Source organism: Marinagarivorans cellulosilyticus, assembly GCF_021655555.1.
GTDB lineage: Bacteria > Pseudomonadota > Gammaproteobacteria > Pseudomonadales > Cellvibrionaceae > Marinagarivorans > Marinagarivorans cellulosilyticus.
This window is the reverse complement of sequence record NZ_AP023086.1, coordinates 1220099-1239554: the sequence shown is the minus strand read 5'-3', so window position 1 is coordinate 1239554 and position 19456 is coordinate 1220099. Positions and strand designations below refer to the sequence as shown.

The 19456-nt window shown below is 48.0% G+C and carries 21 protein-coding genes; 4 read left to right on the top strand and 17 right to left on the bottom strand.

Annotation, left to right across the window (positions count from 1 at the left end; genetic code table 11):
* Window positions 1-47 precede the first annotated feature (47 nt).
* Window positions 48-707 (top strand): SDR family oxidoreductase, encoded by a 660-nt coding sequence (locus MARGE09_RS04960; RefSeq protein ID WP_236986244.1) that lies wholly within the window; start codon window positions 48-50, stop codon window positions 705-707.
* Between the two features lie 23 nt (window positions 708-730).
* The gene (locus MARGE09_RS04955; RefSeq protein WP_236986243.1) at window positions 731-1993 is read left to right on the top strand and encodes a hypothetical protein; all 1263 of its coding nucleotides are present in this window, start codon (window positions 731-733) and stop codon (window positions 1991-1993) included.
* Window positions 1994-1999: 6 nt separating this feature from the next.
* Here MARGE09_RS04955 and tmk read toward each other — a convergent pair whose 3' ends face one another.
* The 14 genes from tmk to galU form a co-directional block, all read right to left on the bottom strand.
* A complete protein-coding gene (tmk, locus tag MARGE09_RS04950) occupies window positions 2000-2626 on the bottom strand; it encodes a dTMP kinase (protein ID WP_236986242.1) in 627 nt (208 codons plus the stop codon).
* 1 nt (window position 2627) lies between these two features.
* A complete protein-coding gene (gene mltG, locus MARGE09_RS04945; protein WP_236986241.1) occupies window positions 2628-3713 on the bottom strand; it encodes an endolytic transglycosylase MltG in 1086 nt (361 codons plus the stop codon).
* The gene (gene pabC / locus MARGE09_RS04940) at window positions 3706-4581 is read right to left on the bottom strand and encodes an aminodeoxychorismate lyase (protein WP_236986240.1); all 876 of its coding nucleotides are present in this window, start codon (window positions 4579-4581) and stop codon (window positions 3706-3708) included. Before pabC ends, mltG begins: the two co-directional genes overlap by 8 nt.
* 40 nt (window positions 4582-4621) lie before the next feature.
* Entirely contained in the window at window positions 4622-5866 is a 1245-nt protein-coding gene (gene fabF / locus MARGE09_RS04935; RefSeq protein WP_236986239.1) for a beta-ketoacyl-ACP synthase II, read from the bottom strand.
* A gap of 175 nt (window positions 5867-6041) precedes the next feature.
* On the bottom strand, window positions 6042-6278 hold the full coding sequence (gene acpP / locus MARGE09_RS04930) for an acyl carrier protein (protein ID WP_053980485.1): 237 nt from the start codon (window positions 6276-6278) through the stop codon (window positions 6042-6044).
* A gap of 312 nt (window positions 6279-6590) precedes the next feature.
* Window positions 6591-7334, bottom strand: a complete 744-nt coding sequence (gene fabG, locus MARGE09_RS04925) for a 3-oxoacyl-ACP reductase FabG (RefSeq protein ID WP_236986238.1) — start codon at window positions 7332-7334, stop codon at window positions 6591-6593.
* Window positions 7335-7383: 49 nt separating this feature from the next.
* Window positions 7384-8307 carry an ACP S-malonyltransferase gene (gene fabD / locus MARGE09_RS04920; RefSeq protein ID WP_236986237.1) on the bottom strand — a complete coding sequence of 308 codons (924 nt, stop codon included), beginning with the start codon at window positions 8305-8307 and terminating at the stop codon, window positions 7384-7386.
* Window positions 8308-8354: 47 nt separating this feature from the next.
* Window positions 8355-9368 carry a phosphate acyltransferase PlsX gene (gene plsX, locus MARGE09_RS04915; RefSeq protein WP_236986236.1) on the bottom strand — a complete coding sequence of 338 codons (1014 nt, stop codon included), beginning with the start codon at window positions 9366-9368 and terminating at the stop codon, window positions 8355-8357.
* 2 nt (window positions 9369-9370) lie between these two features.
* Window positions 9371-9553, bottom strand: a complete 183-nt coding sequence (rpmF, locus tag MARGE09_RS04910) for a 50S ribosomal protein L32 (RefSeq protein ID WP_236986235.1) — start codon at window positions 9551-9553, stop codon at window positions 9371-9373.
* Between the two features lie 41 nt (window positions 9554-9594).
* The gene (locus MARGE09_RS04905) at window positions 9595-10149 is read right to left on the bottom strand and encodes a YceD family protein (protein ID WP_236986234.1); all 555 of its coding nucleotides are present in this window, start codon (window positions 10147-10149) and stop codon (window positions 9595-9597) included.
* A gap of 66 nt (window positions 10150-10215) precedes the next feature.
* Window positions 10216-11313, bottom strand: coding sequence for a 5-(carboxyamino)imidazole ribonucleotide synthase (locus tag MARGE09_RS04900; RefSeq protein ID WP_236986233.1), 1098 nt, complete (start codon window positions 11311-11313; stop codon window positions 10216-10218).
* The gene (gene purE, locus MARGE09_RS04895; RefSeq protein ID WP_236986232.1) at window positions 11313-11795 is read right to left on the bottom strand and encodes a 5-(carboxyamino)imidazole ribonucleotide mutase; all 483 of its coding nucleotides are present in this window, start codon (window positions 11793-11795) and stop codon (window positions 11313-11315) included. Before purE ends, MARGE09_RS04900 begins: the two co-directional genes overlap by 1 nt.
* Window positions 11796-12050: 255 nt before the next feature.
* Window positions 12051-13403 (bottom strand): phosphohexomutase domain-containing protein, encoded by a 1353-nt coding sequence (locus MARGE09_RS04890; RefSeq protein ID WP_236986231.1) that lies wholly within the window; start codon window positions 13401-13403, stop codon window positions 12051-12053.
* 8 nt (window positions 13404-13411) lie between these two features.
* Window positions 13412-14245: a UTP--glucose-1-phosphate uridylyltransferase GalU gene (gene galU / locus MARGE09_RS04885; protein WP_236986230.1), complete on the bottom strand. Its 834-nt coding sequence runs from the start codon at window positions 14243-14245 to the stop codon at window positions 13412-13414.
* Window positions 14246-14509: 264 nt separating this feature from the next.
* On the opposite strand from galU, the gene fabA reads away from it, so the two are divergent.
* Complete coding sequence (gene fabA / locus MARGE09_RS04880; RefSeq protein ID WP_236986229.1) at window positions 14510-15034, top strand: 3-hydroxyacyl-[acyl-carrier-protein] dehydratase FabA; 525 nt, start codon at window positions 14510-14512, stop codon at window positions 15032-15034.
* 77 nt (window positions 15035-15111) lie between these two features.
* Window positions 15112-16326 carry a beta-ketoacyl-ACP synthase I gene (gene fabB, locus MARGE09_RS04875; RefSeq protein ID WP_236986228.1) on the top strand — a complete coding sequence of 405 codons (1215 nt, stop codon included), beginning with the start codon at window positions 15112-15114 and terminating at the stop codon, window positions 16324-16326.
* 71 nt (window positions 16327-16397) lie between these two features.
* Here fabB and MARGE09_RS04870 read toward each other — a convergent pair whose 3' ends face one another.
* The 3 genes from MARGE09_RS04870 to MARGE09_RS04860 all read right to left on the bottom strand — a co-directional run bounded on the left by MARGE09_RS04870 (window position 16398) and on the right by MARGE09_RS04860 (window position 19456).
* The gene (locus tag MARGE09_RS04870) at window positions 16398-17006 is read right to left on the bottom strand and encodes a hypothetical protein (RefSeq protein WP_338040744.1); all 609 of its coding nucleotides are present in this window, start codon (window positions 17004-17006) and stop codon (window positions 16398-16400) included.
* 213 nt (window positions 17007-17219) lie between these two features.
* Window positions 17220-17642 carry a homoprotocatechuate degradation operon regulator HpaR gene (gene hpaR / locus MARGE09_RS04865; protein ID WP_236986227.1) on the bottom strand — a complete coding sequence of 141 codons (423 nt, stop codon included), beginning with the start codon at window positions 17640-17642 and terminating at the stop codon, window positions 17220-17222.
* 233 nt (window positions 17643-17875) lie between these two features.
* On the bottom strand, window positions 17876-19456 hold the full coding sequence (locus MARGE09_RS04860) for a general secretion pathway protein GspF (RefSeq protein WP_236986226.1): 1581 nt from the start codon (window positions 19454-19456) through the stop codon (window positions 17876-17878).

Genomic DNA, 19456 nt, shown 5'->3' with positions numbered 1-19456 from the left:
AACGCCCTTCGGGGCGTTTTTTATAAGCGAAGAATGAGGACTAACACATGCATATCGTGATTACCGGCGCAAACCGTGGAATTGGATTAGCACTCACGCAGTACTACCTAGCACAAGGCCATAAAGTCACCGCCGTGTGCCGCCAAAATTCAAGCGCCCTTGAAGCAACCCAAGCACATATCATTAGCAACATCGATATGAGCAACGAGGCGACCCTTACCGATTTAACCCACCAACTTCAAGACCAGAGCATCGACATCCTCATTAATAATGCCGGCATATTGCACAGCGAAACATTGCACGAATTCAATTCAAACACTATCGAGCAACAATTCCAGGTTAATGCATTAGCGCCAATTAACGTCACCCGCATGCTACTTCCGCAATTACACAGCGGCAGCAAAGTCGCTGTGATTACAAGCCGAATGGGCTCTATTGCTGATAATGGTTCTGGCGGTTACTACGGCTACCGAATGTCTAAAGCTGCATTAAATGCTGGAGCAAAGTCGCTAGCGATCGATCTTGCACCGCAAGGCATCAGCGTTGCTATATTGCACCCTGGGTTTGTACAAACCGATATGGTTGGGCATGCAGGTGACATATCGGCAGAAACAGCAGCGCAACGTCTAGCGGCAAGAATTGAAAACCTAAAACCAGAAAATACAGGCACCTTCTGGCACTCCAATGGCGAAGTTTTACCCTGGTAATTCATTAACAACAGTACTCAATTATGCTGCCTGCGGCCAAAAAATATCTCGACCAATATGCCGAGCCTTTAATTCACCAAACCGCAGCGCAGCGCAGCGAATGTTTTGCCGGCGCACCAACAGCGTATACTCACGTTTTAGTTATACCCTCTTACAACGAAAGCACAGCATTTGTTCGCCGCCTAACAACACAAATATTTGATAGCTGCAAAAAGCTGCTTGTTATTGTTGTAATTAACCAGCCTAAAGAGCGACATCGCAGTAGCACGCGCTTAAATCAGCGTTTGTGGGACTTTTGTCATTCCTCCTTACAAGGCGCAAGCCATAAAAAGGGTATTTATTCCCTAACGACACGCAGTAGTAAACAGTGTGATTTTTTGTGTGTTGACCAATTTAGTGAAGGCATTTCCAGCAAACAGGGTGTTGGTTACGCGCGCAAATTGGGATGCGACATTGCTGTCGACTTAATCGCAAAAGGGTATCTCAGTGAAAACTGGCTACATTGCACCGATGCAGACGCAACCCTTCCAAACGACTACTTCAGCGCGCCTTCAATAAACAAGCATTACAGCGCACTAAATTATGGCTTTACACACAGTTTTGCTAAAGTACATAAAAGCCAACACCAAAAAACCACCGAAGCCGCCAGCCTACTTTACGAAAGCAGCATACGCTATTACTGCAAGGGCTTAACCTATGCGGGTTCGCCTTACGCTTTTACAACGCTTGGTAGCGCAATTGCAATTCAACCCAATTATTACTGCTTGGTAAGGGGCTTTCCAAAACGTGCAGGCGGAGAAGATTTTTACCTTTTAAATAAACTAGCCAAATTAGCGCCCATCTTTACCATGCCGCAAACGATCCAGCTCAAACCAAGAGCTTCGCTGCGCGTACCCTTTGGCACAGGGCCTGCTGTTTGCGCATTATTGAAGAATAATAAGCTTACTGACTTCAACCCTTGGGTATTTAAGCACCTCAAAGAATGGCTAGAGTTTTCCCCTAAATTGCATTCACACATCACCGACGTTAGTAACTCCCCGCTGGCCTCCCTAAGCCATGCTACGCAGCAAGCTTTAAGTGACATTAAAGTACAGGCATTACTCGAACATATCGGGAAGCAATCGAAGAATAGCGCTCAAACAGAGCGCATGATAATGGACTGGTTTGACGGCTTTAAAACCCTCAAGTTTATTCATGCACTAACGCACAACAACTACCCCAAAATGGGGCTAGCCGAATTACAAAAAAATAAATCTTTTAACGCGCTTTTCAGCAACACTTTATAGTCACAATTAAGTTTGCGGAAATGCGCAGTCCAAAGCCGCCAATAAATCGCGTTTAACTGCAGGCAATTCTTGCCCTGCATTGACAACTAAGTAACGTTCTGGATCTTGCGAAACGCGAGCTAAGTAACCTTTGCGCACACGCTCAAAAAAATCGACATCTTCTTTTTCAAAGCGGTCTAATTCGCCGCGTGCGGCTGCCCGAGCCAGCCCAACTTTAACGTCAACATCCAAATAGACGGTAATATCAGGGCGAAGTGTTTTTTGCACTAACACTTCTAATTGGGAAATTAATGCTAAATCCAAACCCCGACCACAACCTTGGTAGGCATAAGTTGCATCAGTAAAACGATCACTCAACACCCAAGTGCCAGCATCTAAATGCGGCTTAATTAAAGTATTTAGGTGTTGCGCTCTGGCTGCGAACACCATCAATAATTCAGCAGTCGCATCGACTGATTCATCCCTATTGGCTAGCAACAACTCGCGAAGCGACTCAGCCAACGGGGTTCCGCCAGGCTCTCGCGTTGCGACAAATGGAATACTGCGTTCGTTTAACCACTCTTTAATAACAGCAATATTCGTTGATTTCCCAACGCCCTCGGTACCCTCTACGGTAACAAATCGTCCTTGCATATTACTTACCTCCCTTCGCCGAAACGGAACTGGATGCAGCCGTTGGCGCAACAGGTTTAACCGTAGAGGAATAATCCGCTCTGCGCTTTAACTGGTATTTTCGAACCGCTTTATTGTGCTGCTCAAGCGTTGCTGAAAACTGATGGCTGCCATCGCCTTTAGCAACAAAATATAACGCAGCCCCATCGGCAGGATTTACAGCGGCTGCAATGGCTTCTCTGCCCGGGTTAGCAATAGGTGTCGGCGGCAAGCCTTTGATGACATACGTATTGTAAGGCGTGGGTGTCTCTAAATGTATGCGCCGAATACGCCCCGCATATTCATCCCCCATTCCATAAATAACTGTAGGATCGGTTTGCAAGCGCATCCTCTTTTGCAAGCGGCGAACAAATACACCGGCGATATCAGGGCGCTCATAGGGGACGCCCGTTTCTCGCTCAATAATAGACGCCATAATTAAGGCTTCGTAAGCGGAATCATACGGTAACGATGGCTGTCTACGCGCCCACTGACTTGCCAACTCTATTTGCATTTTATTGTAAGCGCGGCGCAAAACATCTAAATCGCTATCACCTTTTTCAAACCGATAAGTATCAGGAAAAAACCATCCTTCAGGGTTTAATTCAGAAATCCCCAGTTCACCAGCAATTTGCGCGGCAGTCATATCGCCCGTAATCTGCTTAAGCTTTGGCTCGGCCTTTAGCAAAGCAAGCCATTGCTTTAAGGTTAAACCTTCAGCAAAAGTGACGTTATAACTAATGACTTCACCACCTTGCAGCCGAGTAAGCAGCGTAATGGGCGATTCATAGGCCGCTAACGCATACTCCCCAGCCTTGAGTGTTTCTGGCTGTAAAAAACGAGCATACAGCCGCCAAACCAAGGGCCACCGCAATAAGTCGCGCTGAGTAAGCGCATTGGCTACGCTGCCAACGCCCTGCCCTTTTTCCACCACTAAAATGCGGTTTGATGCGGGAACTGCCTGCTCCGTTTGAAGCCATTGCCACAAATAGACGCCAGCAAGGCCAAACATAATCAGCAGCCACGCAACGATCGCAACTGTAACTCGGGTAAAGGTAGAATTAGCCATGAACAGATTGTAAATACAGTTGATGTGATTTTTGAAATTGACGACAAATATTGCCAATTGACCAGTTCACGATTTTTTTATTCGCAGCCAACTGTGTTACAGGCCAAAAGCCTCGCACACTATTGCCAATAAAAACTTCGTCCGCCGCCATTATTTCATTAAGCGAAACACAAGCTTCGCGCATATTAATATTTAACGACGGTACAATTTTTTGCTGCGCAAATTGTTTAAGCACACCCTCAACACCGCAATGCATTAAATGCGGCGTAATGACTTCGCCTTCACGCACTAAAAAAACATTATGAGACAGTGTTTCGATGACATATTCATCCGCATCTAACAGCAAAGGTAATTGACCGGCCGGTGCCCGATCGGCTGCCAATACGTATTCCAAGCGATTTAAATGCTTGAGCCCAGCCAATAGCTTTTGCTTTGCTAAACGCACATCACTAACGCATAAAGAAACACCATTTTGCGCTTCTGTGGATGGAGCCGCAGCAGGAAGCCACTGCCAAATGAGCGTTGTTTTGGAGTTTTCTGGGGGCAAATAACCTTTGCCGCCCGCACCTCGAGTGACAATAAGCTTAACAATGCCATGTAAGTTTGGCTCTTGTTTTTGAATATTATTTAAAAACGATTGGAGGTCTGCCAGTAATCGATTTTTATCGAGTGTAATGGATAAGCGTTCACAGCCTTTTAGCAGGCGCGCCCAATGCTGATCAGCTAACGCGCAAAGCCCTTTTTGAAAACGCATAGTTTCAAAAAGGCCGTCACCATAAGCCAAGCCTCGATCGGCCATTGGCAGGCTGGCACCGAATTCGCCATTCACCTGCCAATAACTTTTTAACTTTGCGTTAGAAGCGGTCATTATGCATCACTATCACAAGCATAAATCCCTCGATCAATGATTACTCACTCACCTTAGAAAAAACCAAAGTGCCATTAGTACCACCAAAACCAAAAGAGTTGCTCATCGCGACATCAATGGTCATTTTCTGGGCGGTATGCGGAACAAAATTGAGGTCACACCCTTCATCGGGTGAATCTAAATTAATTGTGGGCGGGGCAACTTGATCAACAATGGCCATAACACTAAAAATGGCTTCGATAGCACCAGCAGCACCCAACAAGTGGCCAGTCATAGATTTTGTTGAACTTACCGCTATGTTGTTGGCGTGCTCTGAAAACACACTTTTAACAGCAGCACATTCGGCTTTATCGCCAGCAGGTGTCGATGTTCCATGCGCATTAATGTAGTTAACTGCACTGGAATCCATCCCCGCATCGCGCAATGCGTTAATCATAGATTTTGCCGCACCGGCGCCGTCTTCAGGCGGTGAAGTCATGTGGAAGGCATCGCTGCTTGTACCAAAACCAGATAGCTCGGCATATATTTTTGCACCGCGCGCTTTAGCATGTTCGTACTCTTCCAGCACCAATACCCCAGCACCATCACCCAGCACAAAGCCGTCGCGGTCTTTATCCCAAGGGCGGCTGGCTTTTTGAGGATCATCGTTGCGTTTTGATAAAGCACGCGCCGCAGCAAAGCCGCCAATACCTACTGGGGTAGTGGCCATTTCTGCACCGCCACACACCACGGCATCAGCATAACCAAACATAATTTCTCGCGCGGCCAGCCCTATCGCATGGGTGCCAGTGGTGCATGCCGTTGTCACGGCGAGGTTTGTCCCTTTAAAACCATATTTGATCGACAGGTTGCCGGAGATCATATTAATGATTGAGCCAGGCACAAAAAACGGCGATACACGACGCGGCCCGCGCTCTTTAATTAAAATGGAGGTATCTTCAATAGACCCCAAGCCGCCAATACCAGAGCCAATCACACAACCGATGCGTTCGGCATCTGCATTGTCAACAGTCAGGCCGGAGTCCTCGATGGCTTGTATACCGGCAGCCATACCAAACTGAATAAACGGGTCGTTTTTTCTCGCCTCTTTTTCATTCATGTAAGGCGACAAATCAAAGTTTTTGACAGAGGCACTGAACTGCGTAGCAAAGGCGCTAGCATCGAAGTGCTCGATAGCGCTCACGCCACTTCGACCATTTACCACAGAATCCCAAGATTCGGCCACAGTATGTCCGACTGGGCTTACCATTCCCATCCCGGTGATTACAACGCGCTTGCGGTCCACTTTAACCCCCAAAAACCTTTATAAACCCATCTTGCACTCTGCCCACACAGTCAATTAACTTGAGCGGCCTGAGAATGCAGGATGTATACGTAAAAATGAAAAGCCCTTATACAACAAAAGCCGTGCTATTTGCATAGACGGCTTTCGCAAGAGCTAAAACTACGAAGAGCTAGGCTTATGCCAAGTTCTCGTTGATGTAGTTGATAGCAAGCTGAACAGTAGTGATTTTTTCAGCTTCTTCGTCAGGGATTTCAGTTTCGAATTCCTCTTCCAAAGCCATAACTAGCTCAACTGTATCCAATGAGTCGGCACCAAGGTCTTCAACGAAAGAAGCTTCAGTTTTAACTTCGTCTTCTTTAACGCCTAATTGCTCGGCAACGATTTTTTTTACGCGTTCTTCGATGCTGCTCATGTTATTTAGTAACTCCTAAAGTCGCTTTAAATGGTACAAAATTTAATAACAAAAATAACTACAAAATTTGTTGCAGTGCTAATGCAGATTAGACTCTGCCTCAACCCCATAAAATTTGTGCTTGTACACCGCCAACAATCACACAAACAACCCACATTTGGCGCTGACGGGGTAAACTGAGGCGCGCATTTTAGCGCGATTTTCTCAATGTTGTAATGCACCGCACACAATTTATTAGTTATAAGTAAAATTTGCTTTTATAAACAGTAAGTTAAAGCAGAAGACTTACAGCAAAAGCCTTCTCTAAATGTGTTACTGCATGTACATTCCGCCGTTTACTTGAACAGTTTCGCCCGTGACATAGGCTGCTGCATCACTGCATAAAAAGGCAACGACACCAGCAATTTCTTCTGGCTGACCTAGACGGTTCAAAGCAATGGATGACTCTAGTTTTTTGCGCTGCTCTTCTGGTAGCGCCTTAGTCATATCAGTATCAATAAAACCCGGCGCCACAGCATTAACAGTGATATTGCGCGACCCAACTTCTTGCGCCATTGAGCGTGCAAAGCCTGCAACGCCCGCCTTAGTTGCGGCGTAATTTGTTTGCCCTGCGTTACCCATGCAGCCAACAATAGACGTAATGCTAACAACACGGCCCCACTTAGCCTTCAACATCCCGCGCAAGCAGGCTTTTGTTAAACGGAAGATCGAGTTTAGGTTGGTATCAATGACATCAAACCACTCCTCATCGCTCATACGCATCAATAAGTTGTCTTTCGTAATGCCGGCATTATTGACCAATACAGTAACGGCCGAATACTTCTTGGCGATATCGGCCACTACAGCATTTACAGACTCGCTATCGGCAACATTTAAGACCATACCCTCGCCTTCAATACCTGAGGCGGCCAATTTTTCGCTAATAGCACTCGCCCCATTCGCGCTTGTGGCTGTACCAATAACAATAAAGCCATCTGCACCCAGTTTCTGCGCGATAGCCGCACCAATCCCACGGCTTGCACCGGTCACTAACGCTACGCGCTTTGCATCACTCATGTTTAACTCCTCACTATTATTGTTGTTCGCGCTTCACCCAATAAGGCGATTAAACAGCTAACGCCGCTGCACTACCCAAAGCCACACAATTCAAAGGCTTATGTATTCGCTTATTCAAACCAGAAAGCACCTTGCCAGGGCCGCATTCAACAACGGTTTCAACCCCTTGCTCGACCATAACATTGACCGACGCCACCCAAGGCACGGCAGAATAAATTTGCTGTATCAAGCGCTGCTTTATCCCTTCGGGATCAGATTCTGTAGATACCCCTACATTGTGAAGCACAGGTATTTTCGGCGCATTAAAAGTGGTATCAGCAATGTGCTTTGCCAAATTATCGGCTGCCGGCTTCATCATCGATGTATGAAAGGGAGCGCTAACGGCTAACGGCAAGGCACGTTTTGCACCGACCTCTTTACAAAGTGCCATCGCACTTTCTACTGCGGCAACTTCCCCTGCAATCACCAATTGGCCTGGCGAGTTGTAATTAACAGTTTCTACAACACCTTGCTCAGCCGCTTTTCGACAAACCTCCTCTACAACAGCATCGTCTAAGCCAATAATGGCAGCCATAGTACCCACTCCAACCGGCACCGCCTGCTGCATATACTGGCCGCGTAAGCGCACAAGCTTGATGGCATCAGCAAAGTCGATAACGCCAGCACACACCAGTGCAGACCACTCCCCTAAACTGTGACCTGCCAAAATTGCAGGCTGAGCCTTGCCTTGCTTTTGGTAAATACGCCACAAAGCAACACTGGCTGCTAACAGCGCAGGTTGAGCATTTTCGGTTAAACCTAAAGTTTGCTCGGGGTCTTCCTGCACCAAAGCCCATAAGTCGAAACCTAACGCCTCACTAGCTTGCGCAAATGTTTCTTCAACCTCGGGGTATTGTTGTGCCACATCGGCCAACATGGCGACACTTTGCGAGCCTTGCCCGGGGAATACAAAAGCTAATGCGTTATCTGTCATTTTCAAAACCTTAAATCTATTACAAATTTTAATCGTCGAACCACAAGCTATGCCGATTGCGATAGCCAACTCGCCAATAACTGATCTGGACGCCGCTGCGCCTGATCGTTAGCCACCCTTAAAGCAGCCTGAAACCCTTTGCCATCAGCACCGCCATGGCTTTTTACCACCACGCCTTTTAACCCCACCAACAAAGCACCGTTGTAACCTGCAGGGTCCAAACGCTTAAACCAGCCAATAGCCATAAGCCCAAGTAATGCCCCAAGAAACTTACGCCACCAAGAGGCCGCGAAATATCGGCGCAAATCTTGAATAAGATAGCGAGCCAACCCCTCACTAGCCTTCAGCGCCACATTGCCAGCAAAGCCATCACACACAACTACATTGGCAACGCCTTCAAAAATGGCATTACCTTCAACAAACCCCAAGTATTGGTAACGCGGGTCGTCTCGCAACAGTTTGTCCGTCTCTTGCAGGACCTCAGTCCCCTTTTGCAGCTCCTCGCCAACATTAAGCAGCCCGACCTTAACCGGAGCCACGCCTTCTACCTCCGCCAAGGCTGCGCCCATCAACGCAAATTCGCGCAGTTGCTTTGCCCCAACCTTAACGTTTGCACCTAAATCCAGTACAAAACAAGGCGCACCCGATACTGGCATACGCTTACAAATAGCAGGCCGTTCTATACCCTCAAGGGTTCCCAGTAGGTGCCTTGCCATCGCCATTAAGGCGCCGGTATTACCAGCACTTAAAACAGCTTGCATCTCACCACTAGCAACCGCGCTAAGCGCCAACCACATTGATGAGCGCTGCTTCGATCGCAAGGCAACGCCGGGCTTTTCTTCAGGCGTGACTATTTGCCCTGCATGAACTACGTTCAGCCGAGAAGCTACAGCGTTAATATCTAGTGTGCTCAACGAAGACTCTAGCGTGGCTTTATCACCAAACAGAGTAATATGGGCAAGAGAGTGGAGCTTTAGGAAAGAAACCGAAGCGCAAACGAACGAGTGGGGACTTTCGTCCCCACCCATTACATCAACAGCTAAATAAGTTGGCGATGCCAAACTTACTCGTCGTCTTGAGTATTCAAAACCTTACGGCCACGGTAAAAACCGTCTGGCGTAATGTGGTGACGCAAATGCTTTTCACCAGTAGTTGCATCTACCGACAAGTTAGTTGCAGTTAATGCATCATGTGAACGACGCATACCGCGCTTAGAGCGGGTTTTTTTCGACTTTTGAACAGCCATGGTGTACTCCTGGGCTTATTGACTTTGCGCCTCTCGGCGGTTTAGTTTTTTTGATCTTTACTACTATTGCCCTTCAAAGCGGCTAACGCTTGAAAAGGGTTGTTTGTTAATTCTTTTTCATTTTCGATAAGCTCTTCGTCACCACTACTTAACAAAGAGCTTTCTATACACAATTCTGGGTGCATGGGCGCTGTTGGTATAGCCAGCAGCAGCTCATCCTCTATCATTGCGTATAAATCTTCGGCTTCCTCACCCGCAATCCAAGGCTCTAGACGCGACGGTAATTGTTTTGCCTTTTCCTCATCCCAAACTACAGCCCAGCTCACCTGAATATCAACACTGTAGGGCATTGGCTCTAAGCAGCGCTGGCACTCTAGCGACAGCTGCCCGCTCACAGTACCTGCTACTGTGCGGTGGCGCTCCTGATCAAAACCAAACTCCAGCTCTACATTTAAACAATTAACCACGGCAGACGCCGCTGATAATCGCTGAAATCCATTCCCAGGTACTTCACCCGCGAGCAACACGGCCTGCGCACAAAATTTGCGCGGTTCAATGTACTGCGGAACTGTTCTTTTTGGGGTGTCATCTGACATAAGCGCGCGATAATATTGATTTGCAATAAGGATGTCAAAATTAATTGATCAATTTTCGACAAATGATTAAGCGTAGATCTCGGCCTGCAACTTCGCAAGGGCTGATTTCAACGCTAATAAATTGGGCGCAGTCACATTAATGTGACCCACTTTTCGCCCCGAGCGTACTTCTTTACCATACCAGTGCCAGTGATGATTGGCCCGCAACGCTTGCTCGGCAGTGGCTTGCACACCCAGCAAGTTCAGCATGCCAGCAGCGCCGCTCATCTCAGGCGGTGCCAACGGGAACCCCAATACAGCTCTTACATGTTGCTCAAACTGACCCGCCGGTACTGCATTTTGTGTCCAATGCCCACTGTTGTGTACCCGAGGCGCCAATTCATTCGCCACAATGCCTGACTCTGTTACGAAACACTCCATCGATAACACGCCAACATAATCCAACTCTTGCAACAAACGCGTAATATGGCGCTTCACTTCATCAGACTGCGCTTGCGAAATAGATTCGACAGGCACCACGCTGGTTAGCAATACGCCGTCGCGGTGAACATTCTCCGCCAGAGGGTAAACCTCAACCTGCCCTGCCGACGAACGCGCAGCCACAACAGACACTTCACACTCAAAAGGGACGACCTTTTCTAGCAGCCATGGACCCGAAGCCTCGGCGCCTTGCATTGATGCAATATCAGCCTCAGAGCGCAACCACCACTGCCCCTTACCGTCGTAACCATTTTCTTGTGTCTTAACAATAACGGGGTAGCCAAGCCGCTCTGCGGCGGGGGCAATCTCTTCCAAACTTGTCGCAGGGGCAAACTCAGCTGTCGGCACCCCCTGATCATTCAGAAATGTTTTTTCACGCAATCGATTTTGACTAATCCACACAGCTCTTGAAGACGGATAAACCGCGCAATGCGACGAGAACTGCTCGTAAAAATCGACATCAACGCCCTCTTTTTCTGTTGTGATAACATCAGGGCAACCCAAAGCCTCAAACAAAGAGGCGCACGAATCCTGCGGCCCAGCAGTCACAACCGAGCCCAAGCAATCCACACAGCGAGAATCCTCCCCTGGCAGCTTGAGAAAGCTGAACTCAACGCCCATTGCAATGCCGTCCAGCGCCATCATTCTAGCCAGCTGACCAACACCCAGTATTGCAATGCGCATCAGTCGATAACCTCCCAAGGCACGCTATCGGTTTGCTGCTGGCGCCACTCCTGTAAACGCTCAGCCAGCTGCGGATCTGTTAGCGCCAATATTTGCGCCGCCATTAAGCCAGCGTTGTAAGCTCCTGGCTCACCAATTGCCTGCGTCGACACTGCCACACCTTTGGGCATTTGCACCATAGACAACAAACTATCCACACCCTGCAAACGACCCGCAGGAATAGGCACAGCGATTACAGGTATCCACGTCATCGCCGCCGCCATACCCGCCAAATGCGCAGCACCGCCAGCACCGGCAATCAATACCTTCACACCGCGCTCTGGCGCACTTTTCGCAAATTCCAGCAGACGCTCAGGCGTGCGATGGGCAGAAACCACCTTGCACTCAAACTCAACACCCAACTCTGTCAGCGGCGCAGTTGCTCGCTCCATAATTGGCCAATCGGAGCGCGAACCCATAATAATATTGACGGGGATAGACATATTTACCTCAAACTGAAAACGGTTCGCTAATTGCGCATCTCTGCGCAAAATACCGCAAGCGACAAACCCGTAACAAAAAGAAAGCCGCGCATCATTCCAGAAAACACGAGCGCTGAAAAGTAGATTTTTTAATCAATGCCATATTAAAACTGTTATTGCTCAACCCGAAAGGGGCTGGATAACACTAAAAACACGACACCAGAAACAAAAAAAGCGGAGGAAAATGCCTCCGCTTTTCACCAAACGGAAACAAAACTAGCCTGGACTGCTATCAATAATATTCAGCAGTTCAGCCGTCTTTTGTTCCATCAGCTCTCGATCACCACGAGCTTCAACATTCAAACGAAATAAAGGCTCTGTGCTTGAACAGCGCAAATTGAAACGCCAGCGATCGAAAGCCATAGACAGGCCATCCACGTGCTCAATATTCAGCGCGTCACCCGCGTATTTAGTTTCAATTTGCTCGAGCAAGGAGGCCGTATCGGCAACGCGTCGATTGATTTCGCCACTACAAGGGAAAGCGGCAATACGCTCACCAATAAGCTCAGAAAAGGGAATATCTCGCTCGCTAAGCATTTCGGTAATTAGCAGCCACGGTATAGTTCCGTTGTCGCAATAAGCAAAGTCTTTAAAGTAATGGTGCGCACTCATCTCACCGCCATACACAGCATCTTCTAAGCGCATGCGCTCTTTAATAAAGGCATGCCCAGTTTTACTCTGCACCGCGCGGCCACCACTAGTTTCCACTAGATCAACCGTGTTCCATGTTAAGCGCGGGTCGTGAACGATGGCGGAGCCTTCGTGCTTAGCCAAGAAAGACTGCGCCAACAGGCCAACAAGGTAGTACCCCTCCATAAAGTTACCGCGCTCATCAAAGAAAAAGCAACGATCAAAGTCACCATCCCATGCGATACCCAAGTCGGCGCCGTGCTCTCGCACCGCATCCGCCGTTACCCCTTGGTTTTCCAGCAGTAACGGGTTGGGAATACCATTTGGGAAGCTCCCATCCGGCGTATGGTGAATTTTAATAAACTCGAACGGCAAGTGCTTTTCAATGGCATCTAACACCATTCCGGCACCGCCATTACCCGCATTAACAACAACTTTCAAAGGCTTGAGCTTAGACGTATCAACATACGTAAGCAGGTGCTCGATATACGCAGGGCGCATATCTTTGTGAACAACAGCCCCCTTGGCAGCCTCTTTGAAATTACCTGCTTCAGCCATAGCTTGAATATCATTCAAGCCGGTATCACCCGAAATGGGTTGCGAGCCTTTGCGGACCAACTTCATGCCGTTGTAATCCATAGGATTATGGCTTGCGGTTACACAAATACCGCCATCTACACCTAAGGCAAAAGTCGCAAAATACACTTCCTCCGTACCACATTGACCAATGTGCGTGACATCGGCACCACCATCGGTTAGCCCGTTCACCAAAGCATCCGTTAAGGAAGCGCTCGTCAAACGAATATCGTGGCCCACAACAACTGTCTTGGCACCCAAAAACTCCACATATGCGCGGCCAACCCTATAAGCAACATCATCATTCAGCTCATCAGGAACACGGCCGCGAATATCGTAGGCTTTAAAACAGGTAATCTTCATTAACTCACTTAACCTTTTGTATATATATTTTCGTAAACAAAATTTGTAGCATCTACAAAACCTTCGACACTACCGCAATCGAAGCGCTTACCTTTAAATTTATAACCCAATACACAGCCTTGCTTAGCTTGTGTTAACAAGGCGTCTGTTAGCTGCACTTCACCGTTTTTGCCCGGTGGGGTTTTTTCGATAATTTCAAAAATATCGGGAGTAAGAATGTAGCGGCCAATAATGGCAAGGTTCGTTGGCGCCTCTTCTTTTGTTGGCTTCTCAACCATATCAGAAACCTGATAAATGCCATCTTTGATGGACTCGCCAGCGATAACACCAAACTTATGAATCTGATCTTCAGGCACTTCCTGAATAGCGACAATACTGCAGCGAAACTGCTTATACAGCGCAACCATTTGCGATAGCACACCGTCACCGCCTTCATCGGCAACACACAGGTCATCCGATAAAACAACACCGAAGGCCTCGTCACCAATTAAACGCTTACCGTTCAAAATCGCATCACCTAGGCCGCGCATTTCACGCTGACGAGTGAAAGAGAATGCCCCTTTCGCCATGACGCCGCGAATCGAGCTTAAGTACTCTTCTTTTGCCGAACCCGCAATTTGATGCTCCAATTCATAGCTCACATCAAAATGGTCAGCAATGGCTCGCTTGCCACGCCCAGTGACAAAACCGATATCTGTTAAACCTGCACCTAACGCCTCTTCGACACCGTATTGAACCAACGGCTTGTTCACAACAGGTAGCATTTCTTTGGGCATAGACTTAGTGGCTGGCAGGAAACGAGTACCGTATCCAGCAACAGGGAATAAACACTTCTTAATCATAAAACTTCCTTAAAGATAATGATTGATTTGCTCGGCAGGCGCCGAATATAACACAAGGGTTATTTGTCATGTATGCAAATAGACGGCCGACTTCTACGCCAGCAAACAATTACCCAAAAGGCTTGGTGCTGGACAAGTACGCCCTAGGCGTTAGAATGGCAGCCCTTTAGTGACAGGCCTATGACAACAGGCCAAACCTCAAACCACCCAGGCGCACCATTTTGATGCATTTGGGCCCAGCTGCAAACATCTAACGAGTCACCTATGCACACCTTTGAACCAAAGTCCTCTTACGAGCGCGATGAACTATTAGCGTGCGGCCACGGCGAACTTTTCGGCCCAGGCAACGCGCAACTCCCTGTACCCAACATGTTAATGTTAGACCGGATCACCTCTATTAGCGCCACCAACGGTGAGCACGGTAAAGGCGAAATAGTCGCGGAGCTGGATATCAACCCAGACTTGTGGTTTTTCAGTTGCCACTTCCCTGGCGACCCGGTAATGCCAGGCTGCTTGGGCTTAGACGCCATGTGGCAACTGGTTGGATTTTTCCTAGCTTGGAAGGGTAATCAAGGCAGAGGTCGCGCATTGGGTTCTGGCGAAGTGAAATTCACCGGTCAAATTTTGCCGACGGCCAAGAAAGTGACATACCGCATCACCTTAAAGCGCGTTATTGAGCGCAAACTGGTCATGGGGATTGCAGACGGCTCGGTAGAAGTCGACGGCAAAGAGATTTACACCGCAAAAGATTTACGCGTCGGCCTATTCACCAATACCGATAGCTTTTAAGATCGACTCAATAATAAAACTTACCCGCTGCGTAAGGCAGCAGAGTAAACGACCCAATTGTATTTAAAGAGGCTACTATGAAGCGTGTTGTGATTACTGGTATGGGCGTTGTGTCTTGTATTGGCAACGATTTAGACACTGTTCTGGATTCACTGAAAGAAGGCAAATCTGGCATTCGTTTTAACGAAAGCTATGCCGAACAAGGCTTTCGCAGCCAAGTATCGGGGTCAGCAAACATTGACCTAGGTGATTTCATCGACCGCAAACAACTGCGCTTTATGGGCGATGCTGCCGGCTTTTCTTATGTAGCCATGCAAAATGCGATTAGCCATGCTGGCCTAGAGGCGCACGAAGTTTCTAACGAACGCGCAGGCATTATCATGGGCTCCGGCGGCGCTTCAACGCGCAGCGTTGTTGAGTCGGCCGATATCATTCGCAGCAAAGGCGTTAAGCGTGCAGGCCCCTACCGCGTCACCCAGACAATGGGCAGCACCACCAGCGCCTGCCTAGCAACACCTTTTAAAATCAAGGGCGTAAACTATTCGATATCATCAGCCTGCGCCACAAGCGCACACTGCATTGGCAACGCCATGGAGTTAATCCAACTGGGCAAGCAAGATATTGTTTTTGCCGGCGGTGGTGAAGAAGAGCACTGGACCCTAACGGGTTTGTTCGACGCGATGGGCGCACTATCAACCAAATACAACGACACCCCCGAACAAGCCTCGCGCCCGTACGATGCAGACCGTGATGGCTTTGTTATTGGCGGTGGCGGCGGCTGCTTAGTGGTTGAATCTCTAGACCACGCTCTAGCACGCGGCGCCACTATTTACGCCGAACTTGTTGGTTACGGCGCGACAAGCGACGGTTACGACATGGTAGCGCCTAGCGGTGAAGGCGCTGCACGCTGCATGCGCATGGCAATGGCTGGCAGCCAACTCCCTATCGACTACATTAACTCTCACGGTACCAGCACCCCCGTTGGCGACGTAGCAGAGCTTAGCGCCGTTAAAGAAGTCTTTGGTGACAACATCCCCGCAACGGCATCAACCAAGTCGCTAACAGGTCACTCGCTTGGCGCTACTGGCGTACAAGAGGCCATTTACAGCTTACTTATGATGCAGCACGGTTTTATCAGCGCCTCAGCAAATATTTCAACACTCGACGAAAAAGCCGAAGGCATGTCAATTGTACAAAGCATGCGCGAAGCTGAGCTCAATAGTGTAATGTCGAATAGCTTTGGTTTTGGCGGCACCAACGCCACCTTAATATTCAACCGTTACAACGGTTAAATAACGCTAGCACAACAAAAAAGGCCTGCAGTTTTAGCTGCAGGCCTTTTTTGTTTTCGAAGGGTTAAGCGTTACAACCTGTCCATTTTATCCAACACAACCGCTCTTATACCCGCAATTTCCATTGCAGATAAGTTACCCACCTTAGCCAAGTTAATTGAATGTAAGTGCAAGCTAGGGGTGCTTTGATCTAGCTCTCGTAAATCACCTTTAACCAGCATCGGCAGCAAGGGCTGATCTGGCGGCCTACGGCTATTAATTAAACGCAAGCCAGCATTTAAAGGAACAAGGCGATAAGGCTCTGCCCCTTTGCGCAAAGGAATCCTCAGCATCATTTTTTTATCAGCACTGTAATAATCGGGCACGATCATTAAACCCGTTGGTTTGACAGCATGCTCTGGCACCGAGTGAAAAATATCGTGGTGAGCAAACGGGTTGGGCAGAATAACAATTTTGCGGTTCTCCTCCTTCGGGAAGAAGACATTATAATTCGTGTAAATTTGCTCAACCGAGCCAGAATAAACACAGATTCGGTTTTCAAACTGCAACACAAATTCCTGCGCTAATTTCTGCTGCTTAAACTGGTCCAAATCCCAAACTAGATCGCGATTAGAACCACCACTTCCTTCGGTATTTTCTGGCTCAAAAGCTTGAGCAAGGTTTAAGTCTAATAGCGCCACAAGTATGCCCTCTGGGTATTGTCAGTCTATCGAATGTGAAACACGCAAAGTGGATATAGACCAATACACTCAAGGTTAGCGGAATAGTTCTAGAAATGAGACGAAGTTCACGCTCAGCGGGCGCTTTAAGCGCCAAAAGGAGGGGCAATACTAAAAGGCAGGGTAACCACCTTCCATGGTGATAAAATCTAACACAAGAACAATTAAAGGGGTTTACTGGTCAATAGCAATTACATCATCAAGCAAGCCAACAAGCTGACTGATTTTGTTATTACTTAACTTGCTGCTTAGCTCATCATAATTGGCCTGTACTTTAGGCTGCACCTTTTGATGCAGGCGCTTACCTTTAGCGCTTAACGATATAACCAATTCCCTTTGGTCTCCTGGCGATATTTTACGTAGCAAGATGCCGTCTTGTTCCAAGCGGTTGAGAATACGAGACAAGCTAGGCCCGAGAATTGCGCTCTGAGAAGCCAGTGTTTGCGCATTCAGCTCGCCATTTAAGTAAGTCGTGCGAATAACCCGCCACTGCTGCTCTGTTAGTTCAAAATTGCTCAGCGTTTGACGAGCAGCCAAAACTACGGACTCGCGCGCTTTCTGCAATAAAATTGGTAAGCTTTCAAAATCAACTTTCATATATTTTTCACACATCAACAAATTAGGAAAGAGGTTAAATATTAACCAATTGTTGATTTATGCGCCACTCCGTTATGTAACATGCACGCCAATTAATTCAAAAAAAACGTACTTTTGCATGAGTTTCCGACGAGTGACGCATTAGTTAGCATGATACATATACCATATGCGTTAACTTCAATGGTAAATACGTTCACTGAGCATACAAAGCTCCCAATTTAAAGGGTTAGCACTTAGCCAAGCGGCTGAAAAGCTGTCATTGCATCAAGGTTTCCTAAGCCATGCTTTTCAAATATAGAGCCAAAGTTACCTTGTTCTCCATGTAACGCCATGTAGTTTAGTACCACAGACTCCACTAACGAGTTCACGTTATTAGCCGCAGGGCTGGATGACGTTTCTACATCGCCACTAGCGCGCATAAAGCCAATTTGTTGGTTTCGCGCCTGCTCGTCTTCGGTGGCGCCGATTATTTGAGGCTTTTGGGTTGGGTTGTAAACCAAGAAAAAAGCACTGGCCGTTTGCTGGTTGTCTCCAGTCCATACACCCTTGCCTCTTCCGCCAATACTGTCATCGGTCATACCGTTGGAAAAAACGGAGCCATCACTAAACACATACATCATGACTGGCTTTTGCTTCTTAGCCGCATATTCAAGTACAGCCCCCATACAACGCCCAGCACGTAAATCTCGGCTCTCACCGGTGGCACGATCACCCGTGTGATAATCGTAGCCTCCCATGGTTATTGTGCCTGCCCCTGCATACGCACCAGCAACGCCATTGGATTGAAGCGGACCGTCCAGTACTAGCTTCATTACCGATGCTGTTTTACGGAATTCGCGATCGGCCATATCGGCAGCGCTAAAAATGCCTTCGTCACCCACAATTTCAGGGTCAGATAAGGGGCTTAAATCAATACCGCCAAACTGAGAAACAATATCGGCACTTTTTGCGTAGCTACAACGCACATGCTGTTTGATGATGTCGTCACGCACGCGTTGTGTTTCTACTGCGCTTAATTTTTCGTGGCTAATGCGATACATAGCTTCCATCACGGAAACCGTATCGTCCTTAGATAACAAGCCTACCAAGCCACCGGTATCTACCAGCCCGGTCACGTCGGTTGGGCGATCGACTTTGGTTGGGCGCGCAGAAGGATCAATCATGCTCGCAGGCGCCATAGAGTTCCCCCCAGAAACACTGCTTGAAGAGCCGCAAAGTGGCAGCAATGCTCCAGCGGCACCCGCCTTGTAAATACCATACATTGGGTTGTGCGGGTTATTACCCGTATCGTTTTCGCTGCGAGCCGCAATCACTGCACCATTAATTAATTCCCGAGTAGCTTCTGATGTCTTTTCCATAATGCCGGCAAGGAATTGTGAATCCGCATGAAAAGCTAAACCTAAGTCATCATTCACAAAATCGTTGGTATCGGTTGCAGGATTCACTACCGAAGGCACCATATCGCCAGGCAAGCCCTGCTTTGAATAGCCCGAAGCGCTAAGAAAGTCTTTTTGCCCGCCCGGGCCACCTACCAAAACATTAGAGCCCGCAATATTCGCCCCGCCCGCTAAATCAAAACAAATAAACGGGATTTTATTAGCCCCGCCGTATTCAAGCTGGCAATTGGCGCCATTTTCTCCGTTAAGCACATCGGGGGACAAAGCTGCCATAGCAGGGTTCGCCAACCAAGGTGCGCCCAAAACACTGGCCGCACCAGCGGCAAAACCTTGGGCAATAAAATCGCGCCGCGAACGAGGCTTGTGATGATCTGGGTGAGCAAGCGCTTGATCGATTTCAAAATGACGTTTTTTCAT